At 40.3% G+C, this 20,602-nt stretch carries 28 protein-coding genes, 1 other RNA gene and 1 pseudogene; 10 read left to right on the forward strand and 20 right to left on the reverse strand.

Annotated features, from left to right (window positions below; genetic code table 11):
• The 6 genes and pseudogenes from ACERCG_RS10610 to cysE form a co-directional block, all read left to right on the forward strand.
• Positions 1 to 88: pseudogene (locus tag ACERCG_RS10610) on the forward strand (elongation factor Tu); the annotation flags it as partial.
• A 288-nt stretch (positions 89 to 376) separates the two neighbouring features.
• Positions 377 to 1,675, forward strand: coding sequence for a trigger factor (tig, locus tag ACERCG_RS10615; protein ID WP_373612037.1), 1,299 nt, complete (start codon positions 377 to 379; stop codon positions 1,673 to 1,675).
• Positions 1,676 to 1,765: 90 nt separating this feature from the next.
• A complete protein-coding gene (locus ACERCG_RS10620) occupies positions 1,766 to 2,218 on the forward strand; it encodes a rhodanese-like domain-containing protein (protein ID WP_373612038.1) in 453 nt (150 codons plus the stop codon).
• 21 nt (positions 2,219 to 2,239) lie between these two features.
• On the forward strand, positions 2,240 to 2,743 hold the full coding sequence (secB, locus tag ACERCG_RS10625) for a protein-export chaperone SecB (protein WP_373612040.1): 504 nt from the start codon (positions 2,240 to 2,242) through the stop codon (positions 2,741 to 2,743).
• Positions 2,744 to 2,838: 95 nt separating this feature from the next.
• Positions 2,839 to 3,849: an NAD(P)H-dependent glycerol-3-phosphate dehydrogenase gene (gpsA, locus tag ACERCG_RS10630; RefSeq protein ID WP_373612041.1), complete on the forward strand. Its 1,011-nt coding sequence runs from the start codon at positions 2,839 to 2,841 to the stop codon at positions 3,847 to 3,849.
• Position 3,850: 1 nt separating this feature from the next.
• Complete coding sequence (cysE, locus tag ACERCG_RS10635) at positions 3,851 to 4,666, forward strand: serine O-acetyltransferase (RefSeq protein WP_373612042.1); 816 nt, start codon at positions 3,851 to 3,853, stop codon at positions 4,664 to 4,666.
• A gap of 407 nt (positions 4,667 to 5,073) precedes the next feature.
• Here the strand turns inward: cysE and ACERCG_RS10640 are convergent, their stop codons facing one another.
• The 19 genes from ACERCG_RS10640 to ssrA form a co-directional block, all read right to left on the reverse strand.
• On the reverse strand, positions 5,074 to 5,379 hold the full coding sequence (locus tag ACERCG_RS10640; RefSeq protein WP_373612043.1) for a helix-turn-helix domain-containing protein: 306 nt from the start codon (positions 5,377 to 5,379) through the stop codon (positions 5,074 to 5,076).
• A gap of 9 nt (positions 5,380 to 5,388) precedes the next feature.
• The gene (locus ACERCG_RS10645) at positions 5,389 to 5,721 is read right to left on the reverse strand and encodes a type II toxin-antitoxin system RelE/ParE family toxin (RefSeq protein ID WP_373612044.1); all 333 of its coding nucleotides are present in this window, start codon (positions 5,719 to 5,721) and stop codon (positions 5,389 to 5,391) included.
• Between the two features lie 124 nt (positions 5,722 to 5,845).
• A complete protein-coding gene (locus tag ACERCG_RS10650; protein WP_373612046.1) occupies positions 5,846 to 7,585 on the reverse strand; it encodes a DUF5906 domain-containing protein in 1,740 nt (579 codons plus the stop codon).
• Positions 7,582 to 7,926, reverse strand: a complete 345-nt coding sequence (locus ACERCG_RS10655; protein ID WP_373612047.1) for a hypothetical protein — start codon at positions 7,924 to 7,926, stop codon at positions 7,582 to 7,584. Before ACERCG_RS10655 ends, ACERCG_RS10650 begins: the two co-directional genes overlap by 4 nt.
• Positions 7,919 to 8,107 carry a hypothetical protein gene (locus ACERCG_RS10660; RefSeq protein WP_373612048.1) on the reverse strand — a complete coding sequence of 63 codons (189 nt, stop codon included), beginning with the start codon at positions 8,105 to 8,107 and terminating at the stop codon, positions 7,919 to 7,921. The genes ACERCG_RS10655 and ACERCG_RS10660 overlap by 8 nt, the downstream gene beginning before the upstream one ends.
• Positions 8,100 to 8,297, reverse strand: coding sequence for a hypothetical protein (locus ACERCG_RS10665; RefSeq protein ID WP_159630020.1), 198 nt, complete (start codon positions 8,295 to 8,297; stop codon positions 8,100 to 8,102). Before ACERCG_RS10665 ends, ACERCG_RS10660 begins: the two co-directional genes overlap by 8 nt.
• Positions 8,290 to 8,550 (reverse strand): hypothetical protein, encoded by a 261-nt coding sequence (locus ACERCG_RS10670; RefSeq protein WP_373612050.1) that lies wholly within the window; start codon positions 8,548 to 8,550, stop codon positions 8,290 to 8,292. The genes ACERCG_RS10665 and ACERCG_RS10670 overlap by 8 nt, the downstream gene beginning before the upstream one ends.
• Complete coding sequence (locus ACERCG_RS10675) at positions 8,543 to 9,100, reverse strand: ash family protein (RefSeq protein WP_373612052.1); 558 nt, start codon at positions 9,098 to 9,100, stop codon at positions 8,543 to 8,545. The genes ACERCG_RS10670 and ACERCG_RS10675 overlap by 8 nt, the downstream gene beginning before the upstream one ends.
• 145 nt (positions 9,101 to 9,245) lie before the next feature.
• Positions 9,246 to 9,524, reverse strand: coding sequence for a terminase small subunit (locus tag ACERCG_RS10680; protein WP_373612054.1), 279 nt, complete (start codon positions 9,522 to 9,524; stop codon positions 9,246 to 9,248).
• Between the two features lie 2 nt (positions 9,525 to 9,526).
• Positions 9,527 to 9,862, reverse strand: coding sequence for a hypothetical protein (locus tag ACERCG_RS10685; RefSeq protein WP_373612055.1), 336 nt, complete (start codon positions 9,860 to 9,862; stop codon positions 9,527 to 9,529).
• A gap of 21 nt (positions 9,863 to 9,883) precedes the next feature.
• Positions 9,884 to 10,240 carry a hypothetical protein gene (locus ACERCG_RS10690; protein ID WP_373612056.1) on the reverse strand — a complete coding sequence of 119 codons (357 nt, stop codon included), beginning with the start codon at positions 10,238 to 10,240 and terminating at the stop codon, positions 9,884 to 9,886.
• Positions 10,241 to 10,256: 16 nt separating this feature from the next.
• Positions 10,257 to 10,688: a terminase small subunit gene (locus tag ACERCG_RS10695; protein ID WP_373612057.1), complete on the reverse strand. Its 432-nt coding sequence runs from the start codon at positions 10,686 to 10,688 to the stop codon at positions 10,257 to 10,259.
• On the reverse strand, positions 10,685 to 11,110 hold the full coding sequence (locus tag ACERCG_RS10700) for a hypothetical protein (protein ID WP_373612058.1): 426 nt from the start codon (positions 11,108 to 11,110) through the stop codon (positions 10,685 to 10,687). Before ACERCG_RS10700 ends, ACERCG_RS10695 begins: the two co-directional genes overlap by 4 nt.
• 6 nt (positions 11,111 to 11,116) lie before the next feature.
• Positions 11,117 to 11,404 carry a hypothetical protein gene (locus ACERCG_RS10705; protein ID WP_373612059.1) on the reverse strand — a complete coding sequence of 96 codons (288 nt, stop codon included), beginning with the start codon at positions 11,402 to 11,404 and terminating at the stop codon, positions 11,117 to 11,119.
• Between the two features lie 11 nt (positions 11,405 to 11,415).
• Positions 11,416 to 12,153, reverse strand: coding sequence for an antA/AntB antirepressor family protein (locus ACERCG_RS10710; protein WP_373612060.1), 738 nt, complete (start codon positions 12,151 to 12,153; stop codon positions 11,416 to 11,418).
• Between the two features lie 11 nt (positions 12,154 to 12,164).
• Positions 12,165 to 12,401, reverse strand: coding sequence for a helix-turn-helix transcriptional regulator (locus tag ACERCG_RS10715; RefSeq protein WP_373612061.1), 237 nt, complete (start codon positions 12,399 to 12,401; stop codon positions 12,165 to 12,167).
• A gap of 224 nt (positions 12,402 to 12,625) precedes the next feature.
• The gene (locus ACERCG_RS10720) at positions 12,626 to 13,546 is read right to left on the reverse strand and encodes a hypothetical protein (RefSeq protein ID WP_373612062.1); all 921 of its coding nucleotides are present in this window, start codon (positions 13,544 to 13,546) and stop codon (positions 12,626 to 12,628) included.
• A gap of 631 nt (positions 13,547 to 14,177) precedes the next feature.
• A complete protein-coding gene (locus ACERCG_RS10725) occupies positions 14,178 to 15,419 on the reverse strand; it encodes a tyrosine-type recombinase/integrase (protein ID WP_373612063.1) in 1,242 nt (413 codons plus the stop codon).
• A gap of 281 nt (positions 15,420 to 15,700) precedes the next feature.
• Positions 15,701 to 16,067: a transfer-messenger RNA gene (gene ssrA / locus ACERCG_RS10730) on the reverse strand.
• A gap of 155 nt (positions 16,068 to 16,222) precedes the next feature.
• On the opposite strand from ssrA, the gene ACERCG_RS10735 reads away from it, so the two are divergent.
• The 3 genes from ACERCG_RS10735 to ACERCG_RS10745 all read left to right on the forward strand — a co-directional run bounded on the left by ACERCG_RS10735 (position 16,223) and on the right by ACERCG_RS10745 (position 19,044).
• Positions 16,223 to 17,560, forward strand: coding sequence for an MFS transporter (locus tag ACERCG_RS10735; protein ID WP_373612064.1), 1,338 nt, complete (start codon positions 16,223 to 16,225; stop codon positions 17,558 to 17,560).
• Positions 17,561 to 17,691: 131 nt separating this feature from the next.
• A complete protein-coding gene (gene rpoH / locus ACERCG_RS10740) occupies positions 17,692 to 18,654 on the forward strand; it encodes an RNA polymerase sigma factor RpoH (RefSeq protein ID WP_373612065.1) in 963 nt (320 codons plus the stop codon).
• An 81-nt stretch (positions 18,655 to 18,735) separates the two neighbouring features.
• Positions 18,736 to 19,044: a DUF3144 domain-containing protein gene (locus ACERCG_RS10745; protein WP_373612066.1), complete on the forward strand. Its 309-nt coding sequence runs from the start codon at positions 18,736 to 18,738 to the stop codon at positions 19,042 to 19,044.
• Between the two features lie 74 nt (positions 19,045 to 19,118).
• Here the strand turns inward: ACERCG_RS10745 and ACERCG_RS10750 are convergent, their stop codons facing one another.
• Positions 19,119 to 19,658: a KdsC family phosphatase gene (locus tag ACERCG_RS10750; RefSeq protein WP_373612067.1), complete on the reverse strand. Its 540-nt coding sequence runs from the start codon at positions 19,656 to 19,658 to the stop codon at positions 19,119 to 19,121.
• A gap of 71 nt (positions 19,659 to 19,729) precedes the next feature.
• Here ACERCG_RS10750 and ACERCG_RS10755 point away from each other — a divergent pair, with 71 nt between their 5' ends.
• Positions 19,730 to 20,416: a YggS family pyridoxal phosphate-dependent enzyme gene (locus tag ACERCG_RS10755; RefSeq protein ID WP_373612069.1), complete on the forward strand. Its 687-nt coding sequence runs from the start codon at positions 19,730 to 19,732 to the stop codon at positions 20,414 to 20,416.
• Positions 20,417 to 20,602 lie beyond the last annotated feature (186 nt).

A 20,602-nucleotide genomic window follows, 5' to 3' on the forward strand; every position in this document is an offset into this window, starting at 1 on the left:
AATCGCAATGGACGAAGGGTTACGTTTTGCGATTCGTGAAGGTGGTCGTACAGTAGGTGCTGGCGTTGTAGCGAAAATCATCAAATAATATTTGATAGTAATAAACGAGAAGAGAGGCATATCCAGAGATATGCCTCTTTTTTATTTTGTAGGGGTAAATTGCAATTTGCCCTTACAGTCAATAACAGTAAAAAATACAATAAAAAAGACCGCTTGTAGCCAATAACATTGATAAGCGGTAATATTTGGATTTTTTTGTAAAAACTATTCTATTTTCCAGCTCTCTCAATGACTTTCTTCTCGACAGTTCCTTTATAGATCGATACAATAGCCGTCTATTTGTATATCTTTTATATCCCTAAACTGAGGTTTAAGAATGTCATTTTCAATTGAATCATTAGAAGGCTTACAACGCCGTGTAACTATTAACGTACCAGCTGACAAAATCGAAGCAGCATATAAAGAACAATTAAAAGGCTATGCGAAAAATGCTCGTGTAGATGGTTTCCGTAAAGGTAAAGTTCCTCACTCAATCATCGAACAACGTTTCGGTATCGCAGCTCGTCAAGATGTATTGTCTGATGAAATGCAACGTGCATTCTTTGAAGCAGTAATTGCAGAAAAAATTAACCTTGCAGGTCGCCCTACATTCACTCCAAACAACTACCAACCGGGTCAAGATTTTAGCTTCACAGCTGAATTTGAAGTATTCCCAGAAGTGGAATTAAAAGGTTTAGAAAATATTGAAGTTGAAAAACCAGTAGTAGAAATCACTGATGCAGATTTAGATAAAATGGTTGATGTGTTACGCAAACAACAAGCAACTTGGACAGAAAGCCAAGATGCAGCAAAAGCTGAATCACGCGTAACAATCGATTTTGTTGGTTCTGTAGATGGCGAAGAATTTGAAGGCGGTAAAGCATCAGACTTCGTATTATTTATGGGGCAAGGTCGTATGATTCCGGGCTTTGAAGATGGTATCGTTGGCCGTAAAGCAGGCGAGCAATTCGACATCGATGTAACATTCCCAGAAGAATACCACGCAGAAAACTTAAAAGGTAAAGCAGCGAAATTCGCAATTACCTTGAAAAAAGTAGAAGAAATGGTATTACCTGAATTAACAGAAGAATTTGTGAAAAAATTCGGTAATGCAAAATCAGTTGAAGAATTACGTGCAGAAATCAAGAAAAATATGCAACGTGAACTGAAAAATGCGGTAACTTCACGCGTTAAAACACAGGTAATCAACGGCTTAATTGCACAAAATGATGTTCAAGTTCCTGCGGCAGCAGTTGAAGAAGAAATCAATGTGTTACGTCAGCAGGCAGTTCAGCGCTTTGGTGGTAAACCAGAAATGGCAGCACAGTTACCTGCAGAATTATTTGAAGCAGAAGCTAAACGCCGTGTTCAAGTAGGCTTATTACTTTCTTCAATCATCGGTTCTAACGAGTTAAAAGTAGATGAAAAACGTGTTGAAGATATGATTGCAGATATCGCATCAGCTTACGAACAGCCTGAAGAAGTCGTTGCTCACTATGCGGAAAACCGCCAATTAACAGAAAATATCCGCAATGTGGTATTGGAAGAGCAAGCGGTTGATGCAGTGTTAGCAAAAGCTAAAGTAACTGAAAAAGCAATGTCATTTGATGAAGTAATGTCACAACAAGCTCAATAATTTCCTTAGGGTGGGCTTATGCCCACCTTTTATTGCTTTTACAAGCGGTCAAAAAAGCCGCTTATTTTTCAATTTTAAGGAAATGAAATTATGGAACAACTTACATTTGCTCAACAATTACAGCAATTCGTGGCAAACCACACTATTATGGTGTTTGCGTGGGTCGCTTTATTTGTTGCGGTCATTTTCAGTTTTTATAAAAACGCAACCCGTAAATACACTATTGTAGATAACGCACAAGCCACGCAGTTGATTAATAAAGAAGACGCTGTGGTAATTGATTTACGTTCGGACGAAGAATTCCGTGCAGGTCATATTATTGATAGTATTCACGCTTTACCTTCAGAATTAAAAGCAGGAAAAACGCACCAAATTGATAAATACAAAGCTCGCCCTGTAATTTTAGCCGATATTAATGGTTTTACTTCAGGTAGCATTGCAGATGCGATTGCTAAACAAGGTTTTAGCAAAGTGTATGTATTAAAAGAAGGTTTAGCAGGCTGGCGTGCAGCAAGCCTACCAACGGTTAAGAAACATAAATAATCTATTTATTAAGGAAATTTTATGTCAGAAGAAAATCAAGTTGCTTCAACAGAAGAAGCTACACAAACGCCTTTCGAGCTTCAAATTCAACGTATTTATGTGAAAGATGTTTCATTTGAAGCCCCTAATTTGCCGACGATTTTCCACCAAGAATGGAAACCACAATTAGGTTTTGAACTGGATACTGAAACCAAAGAAATTGGCGAAGATTTATACGAGGTAACGCTACACATCACGGTACAAACAACCTTAGAAGATAGCAATGATGTTGCTTTTATTTGTGAAGTGAAACAAGCTGGTGTGTTTACGATTAAAGGTTTAGAAGGCATTCAGCTTGCTCACTGCTTAGCATCACAATGCCCGAATGTACTTTACCCTTACGCTCGTGAATTAATCTCAAGCCTTGTAAATCGTGGTACATTCCCTGCATTAAATCTTTCTCCTGTGAATTTTGATGCGTTATTTATGGATTATCTCCAACGTCAAGAACAAGAAGAAGGTGCAGAGCAGCCATTAGCTAACTAAGCATTTCAGAGAAATAGGTATGCACTGCATACCTATTTTTTTATCTACAAGCGGCTGTTTTTAATGATTTTTTTGCAAATGAGTTGAGAAGATATATGAGTAAAGTTTATTCAGCACCAATAGCTGTCTTAGGTGCAGGCTCTTACGGTACAGCGCTAGCAATTGCTCTTTCACGCAACGGCCATAAAACCTATTTATGGGGGCATAATTCTGCAAAAATGGCAGAGCTTGCTAAGGTTCGAATGAATCAAGAGTTTTTGCCGGATATTGTTTTTCCTGAGGCATTAGAAGTGGTATCAGATTTATCAACCGCATTGCAAAATGTAAAAGATTTACTCATTGTTGTGCCGAGCCACGTTTTCTCTGATGTATTGATGCAAATTAAACCACATCTATCTAAAGATCACCGCATTATGTGGGCAACGAAAGGGCTTGAGCGAGATACAGGCAGATTATTACAAACTGTAACGCAAGAAATTTTAGGTAATTCTTATCCACTAGCAGTGCTTTCTGGTCCAACTTTTGCAAAAGAGCTGGCAGCAGGGCTACCGACAGCGATTTCGCTCGCCTCAACTGATCCTACATTTGCTGATGAAATGCAGCAACGTATTCATTGCTCAAAAGCTTTCCGAGTTTATCTCAACAACGATATTGTGGGGGTGCAGTTAGGCGGAGCAATTAAGAATGTGATTGCGATTGGTGCAGGTATTTCAGATGGTATGGGATTTGGTGCAAATGCCAGAACTGCTTTAATTACTCGAGGGCTTGCTGAAATCAGCCGTTTAGGCGTATCCTTAGGTGCAGATCCTAAAACTTTTAGCGGGATGGCAGGGTTAGGTGACCTCGTCTTAACTTGTACTGATAACCAATCCCGAAATCGCCGTTTTGGTTTAGCACTTGGGCAAGGAAAATCAGCAGAAGTTGCTATTCAGGAAATCGGGCAAGTTGTAGAGGGTTTTTACAATACCAAAGAAGCCTATTTGCTAGCCCAAAAGCAGGGCGTTGAAATGCCAATAGTGGAGCAAATTTACCAAATGCTATTTGAAGGAAAAAGTGCTTTAGATGTGGTGAAAACCTTATTAGGGCGTGAGAGAAAAGGGGAATAATATGCAACAAAATGAAATTAATCATATTTGGCAATCTATCAGAGAAGAAGCGAAAGAGCTTGCCAACAGCGAGCCAATGCTGGCAAGTTTTTTCCACGCAACTATCTTAAAACATCATAATTTAGGTGATGCGTTAAGCTATATTCTAGCCAATAAGCTAGAAAACCCGATTATGCCAGCCATTGCACTAAAAGAGATTATCGAAGAAGCCTACCGTGCAGAGCCTCAAATTATTGCAAGCGCTGCTTGTGATATTAATGCAGTACGCACACGCGACCCTGCGGTAGATAAATGGAGTACGCCACTGCTTTATCTAAAAGGTTTTCACGCATTACAAAGCTACCGAGTAACACACTATTTATGGAATCAAGGTAGAAAGGCACTTGCGGTTTATTTACAAAACGAAATTTCTGTTGCTTTTGATGTCGATATTCACCCTGCGGCAAAAGTGGGGTGCGGCATAATGTTTGACCACGCCACAGGCATCGTTGTGGGCGAAACCTCTGTCATTGAAAATGATGTTTCTATTCTGCAAGGCGTAACACTAGGCGGAACGGGCAAAGAAAATGGCGACCGCCACCCGAAAATCAGAGAGGGTGTAATGATTGGAGCTGGAGCTAAAATTCTCGGTAATATTGAAATTGGACGCTATTCCAAAATTGGAGCAAATTCGGTGGTACTACAACCAATCCCTGACCACGCAACTGCTGCGGGTGTGCCAGCTCGTATTATCGGCAAGTCTTCAGAACAAAAACCAGCATTCGATATGAACCAATATTTTGAAGATGAGCAAGGATTATTTGGCGATGGCATTTAGCTGGCAAGCGGTACGATTTAGCTAAATATTTACAAATGAACAAGCCTTAACTGTTAAAAGTTAAGGCTTTGTTGTTTTGGTGCTGGCGTCATCTGAATTGCATTACTTCAAGCATTGATAAATAAGGATTCTTTCTAATTTGATTTTTCAAGATATAACTAAACGTATAACTAAAATCCAAAGTGCCTTATTGCTTAGGCTGTTTTGTGTACAATTATTCGGATCGTGTATGGGGAATTTAGTTCGTAGTTTTCTATAGTAGTTTAAGTTTATAAAGAAAAAATTTAAAACTTTTTGAAATTTTACCCACTTTACCCACTGTTAGCCACTTTGAAAGGGAAAATATTGGCGGTTTTGGTAGCACCAAGAGGCAAAAAAGCCGTTAATTTTCATCAACGGCTGATATTTTAAAGACGTGCGATTTGTTCAAATACCTGTGGGGACTGTTCAACCAGTCGCAATAGAATAGTTGCCTGTGGGTTCGGGGTGCTTTTCCCTTGCTCCCACCCTTGATAGGTTTTAATGCTGGTTCTTAAGCGTTGAGCAAATACCGCTTGGGAAAGATTGAGCCTTGCTCTGATTGCTTTTACTTCATCGGCTGAAATATGCAACGGTTCAGAGCGTGATAGGGTTTCGGTTCGTAGTGTTCGCTTGCCCTCTAAATGCTCTTTAACTTCGGTTAGGCTTTCCATTAAATCATCGTAAAAACTCATATATACCCCTTACTTAGTTTTAATTAATTCTAATAACGCATTCACTGCTTTTCTTTGCTCTGTTGTTAAATCTTCCGTTTCATTTTTACCATAGGCAAAAAGAAAATAAATGTGCGATCTTGTGGTGTAGTAAAAATACATTGTTCTAATTCCGCCACGCTTGCCCTTGTTGCGTTGTGTGTCCGGTATGCGGATTTTTCTAACGCCATTTAAGCCCTTTACAATATCGCCTTTTTCAGGATTTTCCAGTAGCTCATTTTGTAATGCTCGATAAACGTCATCACTAATATGCTCGGCTCTAAATCTTGAAAAGAGAGCAGTTTCAATAAAAGTCAAATTCATTCTGTCTATTCCGTTGCGGTTCTACTGGGTGTTATAGTATCCGCAAAGTGAGGATAAATCAATAAAACAAGCAATAAAAAAGCCTAGCATATTTCATCTAGGCTTTGCTTGTTGGCGGTAGGTGTTAGCCTTGCCACTTGTTAAAGGTGCGTTGCTTATCGATATAGCGAACATTTGTCACCGTTCGCCCGTTACTTTCCCTAGTTTGGTATTCCCCTTTGTCTAATTCCTTAAGGGCTTGTTTAAACGCTCGGGTAAAGGTTCGGCGGTTGATTGGCTCTATATCGTTGAGCTGGCAAAAGTAAATATAAGCCGGGTAAATCGCACTGTCTCTAGTGCCGTTATTAAGTGAACTCCCCATCGCTAAGCCGTTTACTGTCGGCAATATTTCGAACTCTTGAGCAAACTCTAAAACGTGGTTCACTTCCATTTTAACCGCTAGAGCCTCTTGGCTGATCCTTTGCCTTTCCAGTAGGGCTTTTGCTTCGAGTGGGTCGGGGAAAGTGTCAAACAGTAAGCGAATAATGCCCCCCGTTTCGGCTTGAATTTTATCAATTAAATTGAAGTCCCTTTCTTCAATCGGTACAATGCGATCAAACCTGAAAATCACTCTCCGCCTTTCCGTTCCTCCGCTGTTTTCGGTAAACAAAATCGGGGTGTTATTGGTTGTCATAAACACCGCATTCACTTTTTGGCTAAACGGCTTTTTATGCTTCGGGTTGAAGAATATATCATCGCCCCCTGTGATTGCTCTAATCGTTGCCCCGTCCCCTGTATATTTCGGCTGTTCGCCTGAAATGATGAACGTTTTATCAATGATAATGCAACGCTTTACTTCATCATCAAGGGCTTTTAGCGTTATGCCGACGTGGTTATTTTCGCCTGCCAGTAGTTTCGCTATTTCGGTGTAAGTGCTTTTCCCTGTGCCGCCTGCCCCTGTTACCTCAATAAATAACTGCCATTTGTCGGCATTGGTTAGCACCATAAACAAGCCGGCTAAAATCGTCTTCGCTCGCTCTAAATTGCCGTTACTGACAAACTTTAGCCATTTATCAAAGTTTGGTGTAGGTTGTTCTTGCTCGCTGTAATCGGCATTGATAAAGGAAGTAATGAATACCTTTGAAGTGTGTGCGGTAAATTTTAGCGAACGTTTATCTAAAATGCCGTTGTTAAATGCCAGTAAGTGCGGATTATGCTTGGCGGTCGGTTCTAGTTCATACTTGAATAAATCAATCATCTTTTTAATGCGGATTGCCGAATACTTTTTAATGCCTTTGGCAATGAAGAAATTGCGGATTTCTCGCCCTAGTAGGTCATCTTCTAGGGCTTCCCATTTCTTACCGTTGAATTGGTAGGACTCGCCGCTTTGGGCGTGCCGTTGTAATGGTTTTTCATACCATTTCAAAAACTCCGACACTTTGCCGTTATCGCCTAGCGTGTTAAATCGTTCTTCAAAGTCTTCTTCGATTTCTTCCACACCTCCGCCACTCTCTGCACACAATCGGGCGATATAACCGCTTGCATTTTCTTCAAGCTGTAGGGCCTCATCATAAAAGGCTACCGTTTCGGCGGTTGAATATTTGGCAAGGTTTTGGCAAATAGCCGATTTCTCGGCTTCTGTGAGTTCTCCTGCCCGATAGATTGAGATTGTTCCCACCTCTACCGCCAACTTCAAGCGGTCGATTTTTCTCAATTCTTTACTACCTAGAATGATAGGCTGATAGTTACTTTCCGACTTCGTCCACTCTAGCACCGTTTGCTGTTTGGTTTTATCCCACGCATTAGTGCCGGCAATAATGTAGGCTTCGTATGGCTTGCCTTTGGGTTGTTTATCCACAAAAGGGGCTTTGACCGGTTTAGTCATAGTTTCCCCTCCTGCTTATTGCGTTTATAAAGTGCCGTATCGCAAAATTTCACGATCTCAAAGTGATGGTTAGGCATAACCGCTTTCAATGGCGGTAGTGCTTTTTCCGCCTGTTGGTAATGTTTAAAGCCTTTTGCCGGTATTGCTACTATTCCCATCGCTAACAGAATAGTAACCGTGTAATCATTGGGGCTGATTTCTCGCACTTCCTGCCGTATAGGGTTTTTAGATTTAAAACGGCTAGCCGCTTTTCTGTCTGCGAAAAAGGCTTCTATGATTGGCATAACCGCACCGCCATCAAATAAAGGAGCGTTGAGAATAACGGCGTAGCATTTAGTCATTGTTCGCCCCCTGTTCATCTGTGATGGTAACCGTTTTTACATCTCTAAACGCAAATTCATTTGTTGCCTTTCTGTGTTCGGCTTCAGTTTTAATTTGCTTAGCACGATCAAGGGTTACACCTTTCGCACATTCAAAGCTTGAGCCGTCTTTGTAGGTCAAAATAACGTTGTATTTAGCCATTCTTGCCTCCTGTTAAGTCTTGAATTTCGCTAACAGTATCGGCAAGAGATTTTGAAATAAGATCTAAACTGCCTTGAAAATCGCCATCTTGACCGCTCCCAATATTTACCTTGCTCAATAGCGTGAGGACTGAAACGGTATCCCATAGCTTGCCAATGGCTTCTTGTAAATTTGGTTTAGGTTTAGCCATTGTTCACCTCCAGAGATAAATAAACCCCTTTGCTGTTTTCTTCTGCCACGTTTAAAAAATGCTGAACGGCTGAAATAGCGGTTTTGATGGTGCTAGTGCTGGTAAAGAACTCATCGGGTTCTTCGCCCTCATTGTTTATACTGTCGTTTTGAATAAGTGTTAAAATGGCTTGGGCATAATTAATAGACTGATTAAGTTTACCTGCTTGTTCCATCGTTAAAGCAATATGGCTTGGAGTAGTGGATTTACGCATATTGCACCCCCTGAATACTCGGTAAATTTAAACCAATACAGATAGGCTTATTTATCCATTTGATTTTATTCTCGGCTTCTTGGCGGTTATTTGCGTAAATGGTAATGATCAGGCGTGAACCTGTTAGGAATTTAAAGCGTTTCATAACGGTATCCTTTGGTTGATTAATTAAGGCTACCGCTAAACTTTCCAGGGTTTGGGCGGTAGCGTGTAACGGGCTGGAAAACTGACACCAAAGGAAATCAGCAAAGGGCGAACCTTTCCCATTACACGCTACCATAGAGAGAAATTCACTAGGCTGAATTTTCAGCTGTGTGGTTTCTTTGGGTGTGCGTGTGCTACGAACAAAAAAAGCACGTTGGGCGTGCTGTTCGCCTTTGGTTAAATTCGAGTTTCCAGGCTCGGCAGCCGATTTTGCGACTGCGTGAGCATAATAGCTTAGAATTACGCTATTTAGCAATTTGTGAATGCGTGAAATATTTTCACTTTTTGCTGAATTATGATGAACAAAATCAATATTTGTTTTAAAATAATGGTTGTGAGTTTTCATTTTTGATACCTTGATTGACCCCTAGTTGTGTATGGCTAGGGGTTTTTGTTTTTTGTACATTCATTGGAAAAAATCCTAAATTCTTCGGATAATTCGCCTCAATTTTTTGGAAATACGGCGGAAATACCATCGTGAATATCAAGTTTTATCTACGATCATTTTTCAGCCATTCCGCCATTAGTGAGCCTTTTCTAAACTTCGGTAAATGTCCGCCTTTCGCTTTGCGTTCCTTGATTAGCTGTTTCAGCCGGTTAAATACCCTGTAATCATTCATCATTTCGCTTGCCCTTGCTCGCATTGAGTGCGGTTTCATTGTGCCGGTATTCACGGCTTGATAGGCTTTTAAACTGTTTCCGCACTCAAGATAGGCAAGGCAAAAGGCTTCTTGTTTGGCGGTTAGGGTTTCTGTTTGTATTCTTGGCATTCTTACACCTCATTAAAACGGCTCAAAATCTGCTGTGCCTGTGCGTTTGTGATGGCGGTTTCGCCTCTTAGCTCTGCCTTGTGATTGAGGTAATTAATCAGCTTTTCGGCGGTGTGGCGGTCGGGAAGTTGATAGCGTTTGTAATATTTGCCGTTCTCCGATAGGGTGCTGTTGTGCCATAGTTTCAGCCCTGTTTCCCGCTCAAATTGGCTGATATAGGTTCTCGGGCTGATAATGTAATGCTTCAACGTGCATTCAAGTTCGGATGTGCCATTTTCATTTAGAACGACCTCTAAAAGCACTTTTTCGCCGTTGGTTTGTGTATGGTGTTTCTTCATTTTCCTGCCTTAATGTAGTGTTTAGTCCGCTTGTTTAATCGGTTTATAAGGTGTTGGCTCAAACTCTCCCTTATCCACGTTGGCAACGTGTAGAGCCGTTTCTTCAAGCTGTTTGATTAAATACTTGGCCCCATTTCTGAACGCTTTAAAATGGCGGTTTTGGTCGCTTGTTAGGGTGCTTGTTGCTTTCAATTCCGCCATCAGTACAAGCCCCATTTTCAAACGGTCGGCGAGTTCGGTGCATTCTTCCGCCATCAACTTTTTAAAGTGGTAGCAGTCGGGGAAATCCTGCTTACAACGCTCAATGGCGATTTTATTTAAGGCAAAAGTGCGGTTCATTTGCGGATAGGTTTTAAAGTTGGGTTTGAGTGGTTTCATTTTGTCTGTTCCTTGTTTAAACGGTGGCTAAAAGTTCGAGGGCAATTTCTCTAAATTCGCCCTCTGTAAGATGAATTTGAGGTTTTAAGCTGTCATCGCTCGAGGTGTGATCGATAACCTGCTTATCCAGCCCTAGCAACTTCGCTTTGCCCATTGTGGCTTGAGTCATTGCGTTAGGGTTTTCTTTCTCTCTCGCCAGTATGCGAGCCTCTTCCAGCTCCTTTAAAAGGTCATCAACGGTTAATTTATGGCGTTCTGCGTGTTCGGCTTTCAGTTCCTCAATCCTTGCCGTAATCTTGCCGTTATCCATTAGCTCTTTCGCTTTTCGGTGGACGGTTTCGGACTTCATATCTTCGGTTTCATAGGCTTGGCGGTAGGCTTCGCTAGCATTGCCGGTTTCAATATAGGCAAGGCAAAAAGCCTCTTGTTTTGGTGTGAGTTCAATCATTCTTTCCCCTCCGCCATTCGCTTTTCAGCAAAGGTATAATCAACTTGCTTTCTATAATCTTTGCTCATCATTTCTTTTGTAATTTCGTTGCCTTGCCGGTCAATAAATGGGTTTGTTCGTTGTGGGTGGGGTAGCTTGTTGATTTCACTCAATAGGTCATCATTCACTAATAACGGCGTAGCTGTTAGTTGTTGATGATAGGCAATAATCGCTAGAGCCTCTAAAAAGCCCGTAGCCCCTGCCATTTCAATATTGATATGATCTTCAAGGTCAAGAGAAAGCACACCGATAAAAAACGGTCTGCCGTTATCGTGGTGCAGTCGTTCAATTCGGATATGCGGAAAATCTAAAAAGCTCAAGGTTGCTTTGATAGGTTCACTCATTAAAGCGGTAATACCCGGTAAATTAAGCTCGTGTTTCATTTTGGTTTATTCCTTCATTCTTTCCGCCACTTTTAACAGTTGGCTAAGTTGTTTTCTTAAAATGCCTAGTGTGATTGAATCGGTTTCGCTTGGCATTGCGTTATGTTGTTGTTCCAGCTTCGCTATTCGGTTGCCTAGCACAATTAAAAGCTCGGGCAATGGGTAAGGCTCGGTTTCAGAATACAGGCTTAAAAACGTGAATAAGGGCGTTTTAGTGCCTTTGTCGTTATTGAGATAGTGCCGAATAGCCAGCCGCATTAAAACGGGGTTTTGCTTGGCGGTAATGCAACGCATTATTTGCCTCGTTACTTCTGATTAAATTTAACTGCTAACATTTCAGCGAGCTTGCTCTTACGTTGTTGATAATCGGATATCCCCATATCAAGCAATAAACTATCGGCTTGCTCTAGATATTCCAGTTTGAGCAACTGCTCGATATTAAGGGCGTTTCTTGTATCGCCTATGATGTTGTGAGCCTGTCGCCAGTGATGAACATTCATACCCAATAGCACATTCATTAGCATTTTAGCTTCATTGATATAGTGCTTTCGGCTTGTTGCCTTACCCTCTCTTTCTCTTGCTTGTTCAAGTGAGTTACACATTCTTTTAAATGGGGTTTTTACTGCCTCTCGGTCTTTATGCCATTGTTGGCGGTATTGAATAACATCATTGGGGGCAAGTTGTGATAGTCGTTCTTCGCATTGAATAAAGTATCTTCTAGCTAATTTCCCTTGCTCATTTCGCTCTAGCATTGCTAATTCTTTAGCCATTGATACGGTCAGCAAATACTCATTGCGTTTACTTGCACCCCTTACGCCTAGTTTACGGTTCATAATTTTATGAAACGTAAAATAATCCTTATTTCTCTCAAAGAAGCCTGCTTCAATCGCTTTTATAATCCAGTCCGCAAAATGCTGTTTGCTCTCTAAGAATTGCCATAATTGGCGACCATCAACTAATTGCTTGATTTCTCCTTGATGTCGTTGCGTAACAATCGGCAAGAACTCGGTTAATTGAGTGGCTGAAGATTTTTCTGCTGTCATTGGTAATCTCCCTATACTGTTCTGCTATTCGCTAGTGAGTGAATAAACGCATTAATTTCGCTTTCGAGATAGCCGACCGAATTAGCCCCTAACTGAATTTTTTTCGGGAAGTCTGGGCGATAGCGTTTTGATTTCGGGTTCTGCCAGTCTTGAAAAGTGGTTTTGCCTACGCCTAACTTTTGGCGTGCGTGAATTGGGCGGAGAATGCGAACATCTCCGGCTAAGTGTGTGATAGTGCTTTCGGTCATTGAATACCCCCTAAACTATTGAATGGAATGCTTAAACCTGTAAAGGTTGTGAGCGGTTTGGTTGAGGGTATTTTGAGAATATAAGCCTTTTATTTCAAAAGGTTAGGTTTTTATTAGAAAATTTTTTGTTTCAAATAGCTTAATTGAAAATCTTGGTAGTCTTAATTGAAAAAAGAAAGCCCCTTATTTGAAAATAAGAGGCAATTTGAGGGGTATTTATGGGGTTACTTAGGTTTATTCATTAATTTGGCTATGGTGTTATAGCTTACTTCTGAAAGTCCTATTTTCTTCAGTTCTTCATTTATGGCATCTTTTACTGAATTTACATTAGGAATCTTGCCATCAGGATATAATTTATTAAGTAGTAAGGAGAATAAAGCTCTTTGGGGTTTGCTCATTCTTCCTTGTGGTTCTTCCGCAACTTCCACCACTGGTGGAAGTTGGACTGATTGAGCTTGCTCTAGTTGCTTTTCAAGTTCATTTATTCGAGCTTGTGCTTGTTGTAATTCGTTTTTTGATATTTCAGCTTCTAGATCTGATTCACATATAGATAAAAAATTGTTTTCATCTGATAAAGAAGCCGACCCATTCTCTACATTTTCAGTATTATTAATTTCTATTTTCTTGATTATTCCTGTAGTTTTATATTCGGAAAAATCCATTCCTAGAATTCTTTTTATATCGTCAATTTCAAAACAAATGTTTTCATATTCCGATATGCCGAAAGGGTTAGCATTATAGGTTTTATTTTTGTATTCAATTCTTATGTGATTTTTTGATGTGATTGCTGCATTAAATATTGGGATCTCATCAAAAGCTTCTAACATTTTTAGCACATCTTTAACTTCCTCAAAATATAGATGCTCAATACTTACATAATATAGTTTCTTTGGGGTTTCATAAGGCATTAAATAGTCTGAATTTGTAAATTGGAAATGTCGATAAGAATCAAGGCCTGTATCTATTTCAAAACGCACATCTCGCAACGGCTCATAAGGTAAGAACTTCAATAGGAGGTATTGAGCAATTTCTGAATATGTAGCATTACTCTCTCTTTTTAATGCCTCTATTAAATCCAATAATGTTATATATTTACGTTCAAAATTGCTTTTGACCGATTTTAATTCAGCTTGAATATCAACCATAAACGCCCCTTTAACGCTGCCCTTTACTGTGAGAGCGTGGAAAGAGAAATAAAGGGCTTTCTCCTTTCGTTTTGGTAGCTACTCCGCCACTATCCACGCTAATTTGAATAAATCCGTATAGTTACGGATTGAACTTGATAGGCTGTATTTTGCTAATTATTCAGATAAATTACAAGTAATAAGCTGTGTTTTATTACAGTAAATCAAAATAGGCTAAGGGTAGGTTTCTGAACGTTATAAAAAAGAGCATTCAAGCGGTCATATTTCATTAAGGTTTTGTGAGAACTTGCCCCGTATTGATCCGCAATCGGTGCGTAATTGGTACAGAATTAAGCAATAAAAAAGCCGTTAATATCAATCAACGGCTACTTGAATGTGAGGTTTTGGCAGGTAGCAAGTGATAAGTTTTAGCCATTTACCCACTTTTAACCCACTTTACCCACTGCTTACCCACTGTCATTTTTTCTTTATTTTTCAGTTAGTTATAAAAAAATAATAGTGGAAAGTGGGTAAAGTGGGTAAAAATCGAAAAGTTTACAGAATTTTCATCAAGGGGAATTACGGGCATAAAAAAGCCGTCAGGCGGTTTACCTAACGGCATTACAAGCGGTCATTTTTGGCGGGAAATTTACTAGGCTACTTTCAAATGATATTGCGGTAAGCTACCTTGCGAACATTCCTCTACAAAATCCGCCCATACTTGGAGCAGTTTAAAACGTTGCTCTAGGCGTTCGCCTCTATCATAGGCGGCTTTGATTCGGTCGCTGTTTAAATGCGATAAGGCAACCTCGATTAAATCGCTATTGTAGCCTTTCTCATTAAGATAAGTGGAGGCGATGGCCCGCAAGCCGTGAGCCACTAATTTGCCCTTGTAGCCCATTCGTTTGATCGCACCGTTGGCGGTTTGAGTATTGACGTGCGTTTGTGGGTTCTTCACGCTAGGGAATAAATACGTTTTACCGCCACTTAGCTTTTTAATCTCTCGCAAAAGTGCGATTGCTTGGCGTGAGAGTGTGATTTTATGCTCAATGCCTCGCTTCATATTTTCCGCTGGTATCGTCCATAGTTTGGCTTTTTCGTCTATATCCGCCCATTTTACCTTAGCAGCTTCATTCGGGCGGGTCATTGTGAGTAACTGCCACAGAATTAAATAGCGTGTCTGTAAATGAATTTGGGCGTTTTGTAAGGTATATAAAAACTCGCCTAAATCTTCCGGCTTAATGGTTTTGAAATGTTCCACCGTTGGGCTATCGAACTCTTTTGAAATATTGGCGGTAGGGTTAAACGGTATCATTTCACGGTGTACGGCAAACATCATAATTTCATTATGCTTTTGAATCGTCCGCTTTAACTTCTCTAGTTTGCCCTCGTCTTGGTATTGTTTGAATGCCTTGATTGCCATCGGTGCGGTTATTTGTGTGATAGGCATTCGCCCAAAGTGCGGCAAGAGGTTATTTTTAATTAAGGCGATTACATCTTTTTGGTAGTTATCTGAAAAATTTTTCTTAGTCTTACGGTGTTCAAGCCACGCCCACGCCACATTTTCATAAGTATTTCTGATTTCGTTAACCTTTGCTTGATCTTGCTGTTGGCGGTAAGTTTGCGGATCGATATTTTGAGCAAGGAGAGCATTATATTCATCTCTAGTCTGCCTTGCTTGCTGTAAAGAAACATCGGGGTAACTGCCTATGCTGATTAAAGCCCGTTTTTTCGGGTTAGTGTATGGCTTGTAATAATTAAACCGCCATAACTTCGCTCCTGTTGGCTTAATAAGCAAGTAAAGCCCTTTGCCGTCGGCTAGCGTGTATTCTTTCTCTTTCGGCTTGGCTTTATCAATTTGAGTGCTATTTAGCGGTGTAGTTGAATGTGCCATCGCTTCCCCTTGCGTTAGTTATACGGCGATTTCTATTTTAGTTATACGTTATTAAATTTTAGTTATACCAGTAAATGGGCTTTAAGCCTTGTCTAGCCTATGTTTGATAAGGTTTTAGTTATACGGCTTCTATGGCTTAGTTATGCCGTATAACTAAACGTATAACTAAAATCTTCGGATTTGATTGTATCGTATAGGTACGCAACGGACAATAAAAAAGCCTTGAAACATTGATTTTCAAGGCTTTTTAGGTATCTATAGAACGCTATAGGTTTATGTTTTGGTGGAGCTGGCGGGAGTTGAACCCGCGTCCGAAATCTCTCTACCTTCAGTACTACATGTTTAGTCTAGTCTTTAATTTCGCTTATACACAGCGGACAGACACGCAATGTATAAACTAGCTTTATTCAATTTAGTGTTTCGATCCTAAAGCGGCGGCGTCCACACGATCTCGTTTTGGGTGACTTACCGAACTCCCCGTCTTACGAGCGGAAGCTGGGGCGGTAAGGCTTTAAAGCAGGTTATTAAGCTGCTAAAGCGTATTGTTCGTCGTTTGCGACTATTATTTTGCGGTTTGTTTACGAGGCCTACCGCACCTCGACATGCACCTCGGGCTTCGCCAATCCCGTCGAATCCAAAATCAGCCCCAAAAGTAGCTTTATTTTAAAGGAAAGCGGTTAAATTTGCAAAAAATTTTGCAAATGACTTTTTGTTAAAAATGAGATCTAGATCTCTTGTTTATCTACTAAACATAGGCATAGTATGCGATTAATTTCTAATATTTTAACTTAAAGGAGTTGATTATGACTTTAGCTTATGCTCAACGTGAGCCTGAAAAGTTCGCTACTTTTTTAAAACGGCAAAAATTTATTTTTATTGTGGCGTTTTTAGGTTATGTCTGTGCCTATTTAGTACGAAATAATTTTAAATTAATGTCCAAGTCTATTATGGTGACGAATGGTTGGGATAAAGCGGATATCGCTATGCTGCTATCTTGTCTAACTATTTCGTATGGTTTAGCTAAATTTTATATGGGGGCATTGGGTGATAAGGTCGATTTGCGTAAGTTGTTCTCTATTTGTTTAGCAGCAAGCGCGGCTATTTGTTTGATTATTGGTTTTCATCATACTTCCATTATGACATTAGCTGTATTGTTAGTGCTATGTGGTGTAGTACAAGGGGCTTTAGCACCTGCTTCGCAAAATATGATTGCTAACTACTATCCGAATAGAACGCGTGGAGCTGCTATTGCAGGGTGGAATATTTCACAAAATATGGGGTCAGCATTGTTGCCAATGATGATTGCGATGATGACCACAATGGGCTTTATTGTTCCTTCCACAGGAAATATTCTATTAGCCTTCTTAGTGCCTGCAGTATTAGTATTTCTATTTGCTATCTTTTGTTGGAAGTATGGTGGTGATAGCCCTGAACAAGAAGGCTTAGATTCATTGCGTACGATGTATGGCGATGCTGGGGAATCAAATGTGGCTTCAGAGGAAGAAAAGCATAACCTAACTTACTGGCAGCTAATTTGGAGATATGTATTTCTGAATCCAGCATTATTATTAGTTGCAGCAGTAAATGTGGCACTTTATTTCGTTCGTTTTGGTATTGAAGACTGGATGCCAATTTATTTACATGAAGTGGCTAAAATGGGTGATGCAGAATCTCATATAGCGATTTCTGTGCTGGAGTGGGTTGCAATTCCCGGTTCACTCGTCTTTGCGTGGTTAGCGGTAAAATATCCAAATAAAATGGCGAAAATGGGGGCAATAGGCTTATTTATTATGGTTGGTGTTGTGTTCGCTTATGAATTAGTTACAGCGACAGGTTCGCCAAATTACGCCCTCTTATTAGTCATTTGTGGTATTTTAGGGGCGTTAATTTACGGTCCGCAGCTAATTGTTAATATTCTTACTATTAATTTTGTGCCGCTCAATGTGGCGGGAACAGCCATTGGGTTTGTAGGTGTTACAGCTTACTTGCTTGGTAATATGGGGGCTAACTGGATTATGCCAATTATCGCCGATAGTTTCGGTTGGTTTTGGTCTTATGCCATTATTGCTGCACTTTCCGCATTTTCTGCGGTTGGCTATTTAATTTTAGCAAAACACGAAGAAAAAATGGTACAAGCCTAACCTTATATTAGTGATTAAGAGTAAAAAGTTGAGTTTCCTGTGGAACTCAACTTTTTTATTTACCTCTAATAAAAGATTCAGCATAACACTGTTATAATGCTGATATTGTCTTAGGGATTGAGAGAAATAGAATGAAAAAATTTGACGAAAATGAGATTGAAGATGCAGAAATTGTTGATGCAGAGCCTATTGAAGTTGATGAAATCGAGGAAGATGAAAACTCAATCGTAGAGGCTATGCACCCTGCGTTAGTGTCTGGCTCAATGCCTGTGCCACAAGGCAATTTAGACAGCTATATCCGAATGGCAAATCAATATCCGATTCTAACCGCCGAGCAGGAAAAAGAGCTTGCCGAGCGTTATTATTATGATGAAGATGTTGAAGCAGCAAAACAGCTTATTCTTTCTCATATGCGATTTGTGATTCATATTGCACGGGGCTATTTAGGTTACGGTTTGCCATTGGCGGATTTAATCCAAGAAGGCAATATCGGTTTGATGAAAGCGGTAAAACGCTTTGACCCAAATGTTGGTGTGCGTTTAGTTTCCTTTGCGGTGCATTGGGTAAAGGCAGAAATTCACGAATATGTGCTGAAAAACTGGCGAATTGTGAAAGTTGCTACCACCAAAGCCCAACGTAAATTATTTTTTAATCTACGCAAAAATAAAAACCGTTTGGCGTGGTTTAATGAAGAAGAGATCAAAAAAGTGGCTGATGATTTAGGTGTTTCCGTTGAAGAAGTGCGAGAAATGGAATCTCGTATGACAGGGCAAGATTTAGGCTTTGATTTACCTGCAGGCGATGATGATGAAGATAGTTATGCTCCATCAATGTACATTGAAGATGATAACTCTAATTTTGCGGACGACCTAGAAGACGAACAGCATAGCGGGCAGGCAACAGCTCAGCTTGCTTATGCGTTAGCCACCCTTGATGAACGCAGCCAAGACATCATTAAAACTCGCTGGCTAGATGATAACAAAGCCACATTACAAGATTTGGCGGAAAAATACAGTATTTCGGCGGAACGTGTCCGTCAGCTTGAAAATGCCGCACTTAAAAAAATCAAAGAAGCGATTTCAATCGAAGACTAAGTGCAACAAGCGGTCGTTTTTTACTAAAAATTTACGAAATATGCGGCGGCTATTGCAATTTAATCAGAAGGATAGAATTTTATGATCAACATTTCAGACAAACAAATTGACCCAACCTTTTACCAACGAGCAGACGGCTTTATTAACATCGCCAATGCGCATTTACAAAACATTGCTCCAAACCAAGTAAGCAATGCAATGCTCTTTGGCTGTGCGAGATTTAACGCTTACGTTGCAGCAAGCAAGGCAGAATATAAACAACAACTTGTGGATTCTAGAGAAGAAGTTATTCAATATTTTGTGGAGCAATACAAAGAAATGCTGGCTGCAAATTTAGACGAATATATCCAAAATTTTGAGCGATATATTGAAGGTAAAAAGGCGGATTAATTAAAACTCTCTCTCCTTGTGGGAGAGAGAGCGAAAAATACGCCGTTTAGGTGTATTTTTCAGAGAGAGGGGAATTACTGAGCCATTTTCCCCGCCACCGTTAGAAAACCATCAGCGGTTTTAAATATTTCTCCAAAACCTTGTGCTTCTAAAATCTTATCAGATACTTCCCTAAATGCCCCTTCGCCTCCTGCTTTTTGTAAAATCCAATCGGCTTGCTCTTTAATGTAATCGTGAGCGTTGCGTGTAGCAATGGCAATTCCGCACACTTCAAAGGCAGGTAAGTCTAAGGTATCATCGCCAATGTAGGCGGTTTGCTCGGGCGTAACCCCTGCTTGCTGCATTAACTCAAAACAGGCGGAACGTTTTTCCATTTTACCAAGTTGAGCTAAATCGATTTTTAACACCTCAAGACGTTTACGAAGCAGAGGTGTATTGCCGCCTGATAGCACCGCTACCTTAATGCCACAGCTTTGCAACATTTTTACCCCAAGCCCATCGTGAACGTGAAAACGCTTCATCACTTCGCCTTGATCGGTGTAATACATTCCGCCGTCGGTTAAAACGCCATCAACATCGGTAATCACTAATTTAATCTTGGTTAGGTCTAACATTTTTTTTGCCTCAAATATGGTATGATTTCGCCATTATAGCCTTTTTAACCTCTTTTACCAAAGGAACAACAATGTCGATTGCGGCGAATTTATCGCAAATTCATCAACAAATTGAGCAAATTTCCCAACAATTTCAGCGTGAAAATGTACGATTGCTGGCGGTGTCTAAAACCAAGCCTGTGGAAGCTATTCAACAAGCGATTGATGCAGGACAACGTGTGTTTGGCGAAAATTATGTGCAGGAAGCGGTCGAAAAAATCGAATTTTTTGCAAATCAAGGAACGAACTTAGAATGGCACTTTATCGGGCCGCTTCAATCAAATAAAACCAAGCTGGTTGCCACATATTTTGATTGGATTCAAACGGTGGACAGGCTCAAAATTGCCGAGCGTTTAAACGAACAACGCCCAGAGAGTAAAGCTCCGCTTAATGTATTAATTCAAATTAATATCAGCGATGAAGATTCCAAATCGGGTATTGAACCAGAGGAAATGTTACCGCTTGCAGAAGCCATTTCCCAACTGCCGAACCTGAAATTACGGGGCTTAATGGCAATTCCAAAACCTGAAAGCGAGCCAGAGCAACAAAAGATCGCCCTTTGCAAAATGCAGCAACTTTTTCACCGCTTGCAAGCAGAATTTGAGGGCATTGACACCCTTTCAATGGGAATGTCGAATGATATGCAAGCCGCTATTGAATGCGGCTCAACAATGGTAAGAATTGGCACAGCGATTTTTGGGGCGAGGGATTATCGCTAAAATTTATCGGCATAACAAAGGAATGATTCTGGCAAGCAGTTTTAAATTGTAAAATTTTTGCAAATTTAGACCGCTTGTTTTGTAGCCAAATTCTGAAAAACTCTGTATAATTCGACCTCCAATTTCTAGACTCTCGGCCGGTTTTGATGGGCGAGAGTTTTTATTTTCACTCAATATTTAAAAGAT

It is taken from the genome of Mannheimia sp. E30BD, from assembly GCF_041807785.1.
Lineage (GTDB): Bacteria > Pseudomonadota > Gammaproteobacteria > Enterobacterales > Pasteurellaceae > Mannheimia.

Bases quoted from the DNA above. Each gene is read 5' to 3' on its own strand.
- ACERCG_RS10755 (WP_373612069.1), top strand. From the start codon at position 19,730: ATGTCGATTGCGGCGAATTTATCGCAAATTCATCAACAAATTGAGCAA.
- ACERCG_RS10710 (WP_373612060.1), bottom strand. From the start codon at position 12,153: ATGACAGCAGAAAAATCTTCAGCCACTCAATTAACCGAGTTCTTGCCG.
- ACERCG_RS10670 (WP_373612050.1), bottom strand. From the start codon at position 8,550: ATGCGTAAATCCACTACTCCAAGCCATATTGCTTTAACGATGGAACAA.
- ACERCG_RS10695 (WP_373612057.1), bottom strand. From the start codon at position 10,688: ATGATTGAACTCACACCAAAACAAGAGGCTTTTTGCCTTGCCTATATT.
- rpoH (WP_373612065.1), top strand. From the start codon at position 17,692: ATGAAAAAATTTGACGAAAATGAGATTGAAGATGCAGAAATTGTTGAT.
- ACERCG_RS10725 (WP_373612063.1), bottom strand. From the start codon at position 15,419: ATGGCACATTCAACTACACCGCTAAATAGCACTCAAATTGATAAAGCC.
- ACERCG_RS10645 (WP_373612044.1), bottom strand. From the start codon at position 5,721: ATGAATTTGACTTTTATTGAAACTGCTCTCTTTTCAAGATTTAGAGCC.
- ACERCG_RS10655 (WP_373612047.1), bottom strand. From the start codon at position 7,926: ATGACTAAATGCTACGCCGTTATTCTCAACGCTCCTTTATTTGATGGC.
- ACERCG_RS10620 (WP_373612038.1), top strand. From the start codon at position 1,766: ATGGAACAACTTACATTTGCTCAACAATTACAGCAATTCGTGGCAAAC.
- ACERCG_RS10745 (WP_373612066.1), top strand. From the start codon at position 18,736: ATGATCAACATTTCAGACAAACAAATTGACCCAACCTTTTACCAACGA.
- ACERCG_RS10665 (WP_159630020.1), bottom strand. From the start codon at position 8,297: ATGGCTAAACCTAAACCAAATTTACAAGAAGCCATTGGCAAGCTATGG.
- ACERCG_RS10680 (WP_373612054.1), bottom strand. From the start codon at position 9,524: ATGCCAAGAATACAAACAGAAACCCTAACCGCCAAACAAGAAGCCTTT.
- ACERCG_RS10660 (WP_373612048.1), bottom strand. From the start codon at position 8,107: ATGGCTAAATACAACGTTATTTTGACCTACAAAGACGGCTCAAGCTTT.
- ACERCG_RS10720 (WP_373612062.1), bottom strand. From the start codon at position 13,546: ATGGTTGATATTCAAGCTGAATTAAAATCGGTCAAAAGCAATTTTGAA.
- ACERCG_RS10675 (WP_373612052.1), bottom strand. From the start codon at position 9,100: ATGAAAACTCACAACCATTATTTTAAAACAAATATTGATTTTGTTCAT.
- cysE (WP_373612042.1), top strand. From the start codon at position 3,851: ATGCAACAAAATGAAATTAATCATATTTGGCAATCTATCAGAGAAGAA.
- ACERCG_RS10650 (WP_373612046.1), bottom strand. From the start codon at position 7,585: ATGACTAAACCGGTCAAAGCCCCTTTTGTGGATAAACAACCCAAAGGC.
- ACERCG_RS10705 (WP_373612059.1), bottom strand. From the start codon at position 11,404: ATGCGTTGCATTACCGCCAAGCAAAACCCCGTTTTAATGCGGCTGGCT.
- ACERCG_RS10690 (WP_373612056.1), bottom strand. From the start codon at position 10,240: ATGAAACCACTCAAACCCAACTTTAAAACCTATCCGCAAATGAACCGC.
- ACERCG_RS10640 (WP_373612043.1), bottom strand. From the start codon at position 5,379: ATGAGTTTTTACGATGATTTAATGGAAAGCCTAACCGAAGTTAAAGAG.
- tig (WP_373612037.1), top strand. From the start codon at position 377: ATGTCATTTTCAATTGAATCATTAGAAGGCTTACAACGCCGTGTAACT.
- secB (WP_373612040.1), top strand. From the start codon at position 2,240: ATGTCAGAAGAAAATCAAGTTGCTTCAACAGAAGAAGCTACACAAACG.
- ACERCG_RS10700 (WP_373612058.1), bottom strand. From the start codon at position 11,110: ATGAAACACGAGCTTAATTTACCGGGTATTACCGCTTTAATGAGTGAA.
- ACERCG_RS10715 (WP_373612061.1), bottom strand. From the start codon at position 12,401: ATGACCGAAAGCACTATCACACACTTAGCCGGAGATGTTCGCATTCTC.
- ACERCG_RS10735 (WP_373612064.1), top strand. From the start codon at position 16,223: ATGACTTTAGCTTATGCTCAACGTGAGCCTGAAAAGTTCGCTACTTTT.
- ACERCG_RS10750 (WP_373612067.1), bottom strand. From the start codon at position 19,658: ATGTTAGACCTAACCAAGATTAAATTAGTGATTACCGATGTTGATGGC.
- ACERCG_RS10685 (WP_373612055.1), bottom strand. From the start codon at position 9,862: ATGAAGAAACACCATACACAAACCAACGGCGAAAAAGTGCTTTTAGAG.
- gpsA (WP_373612041.1), top strand. From the start codon at position 2,839: ATGAGTAAAGTTTATTCAGCACCAATAGCTGTCTTAGGTGCAGGCTCT.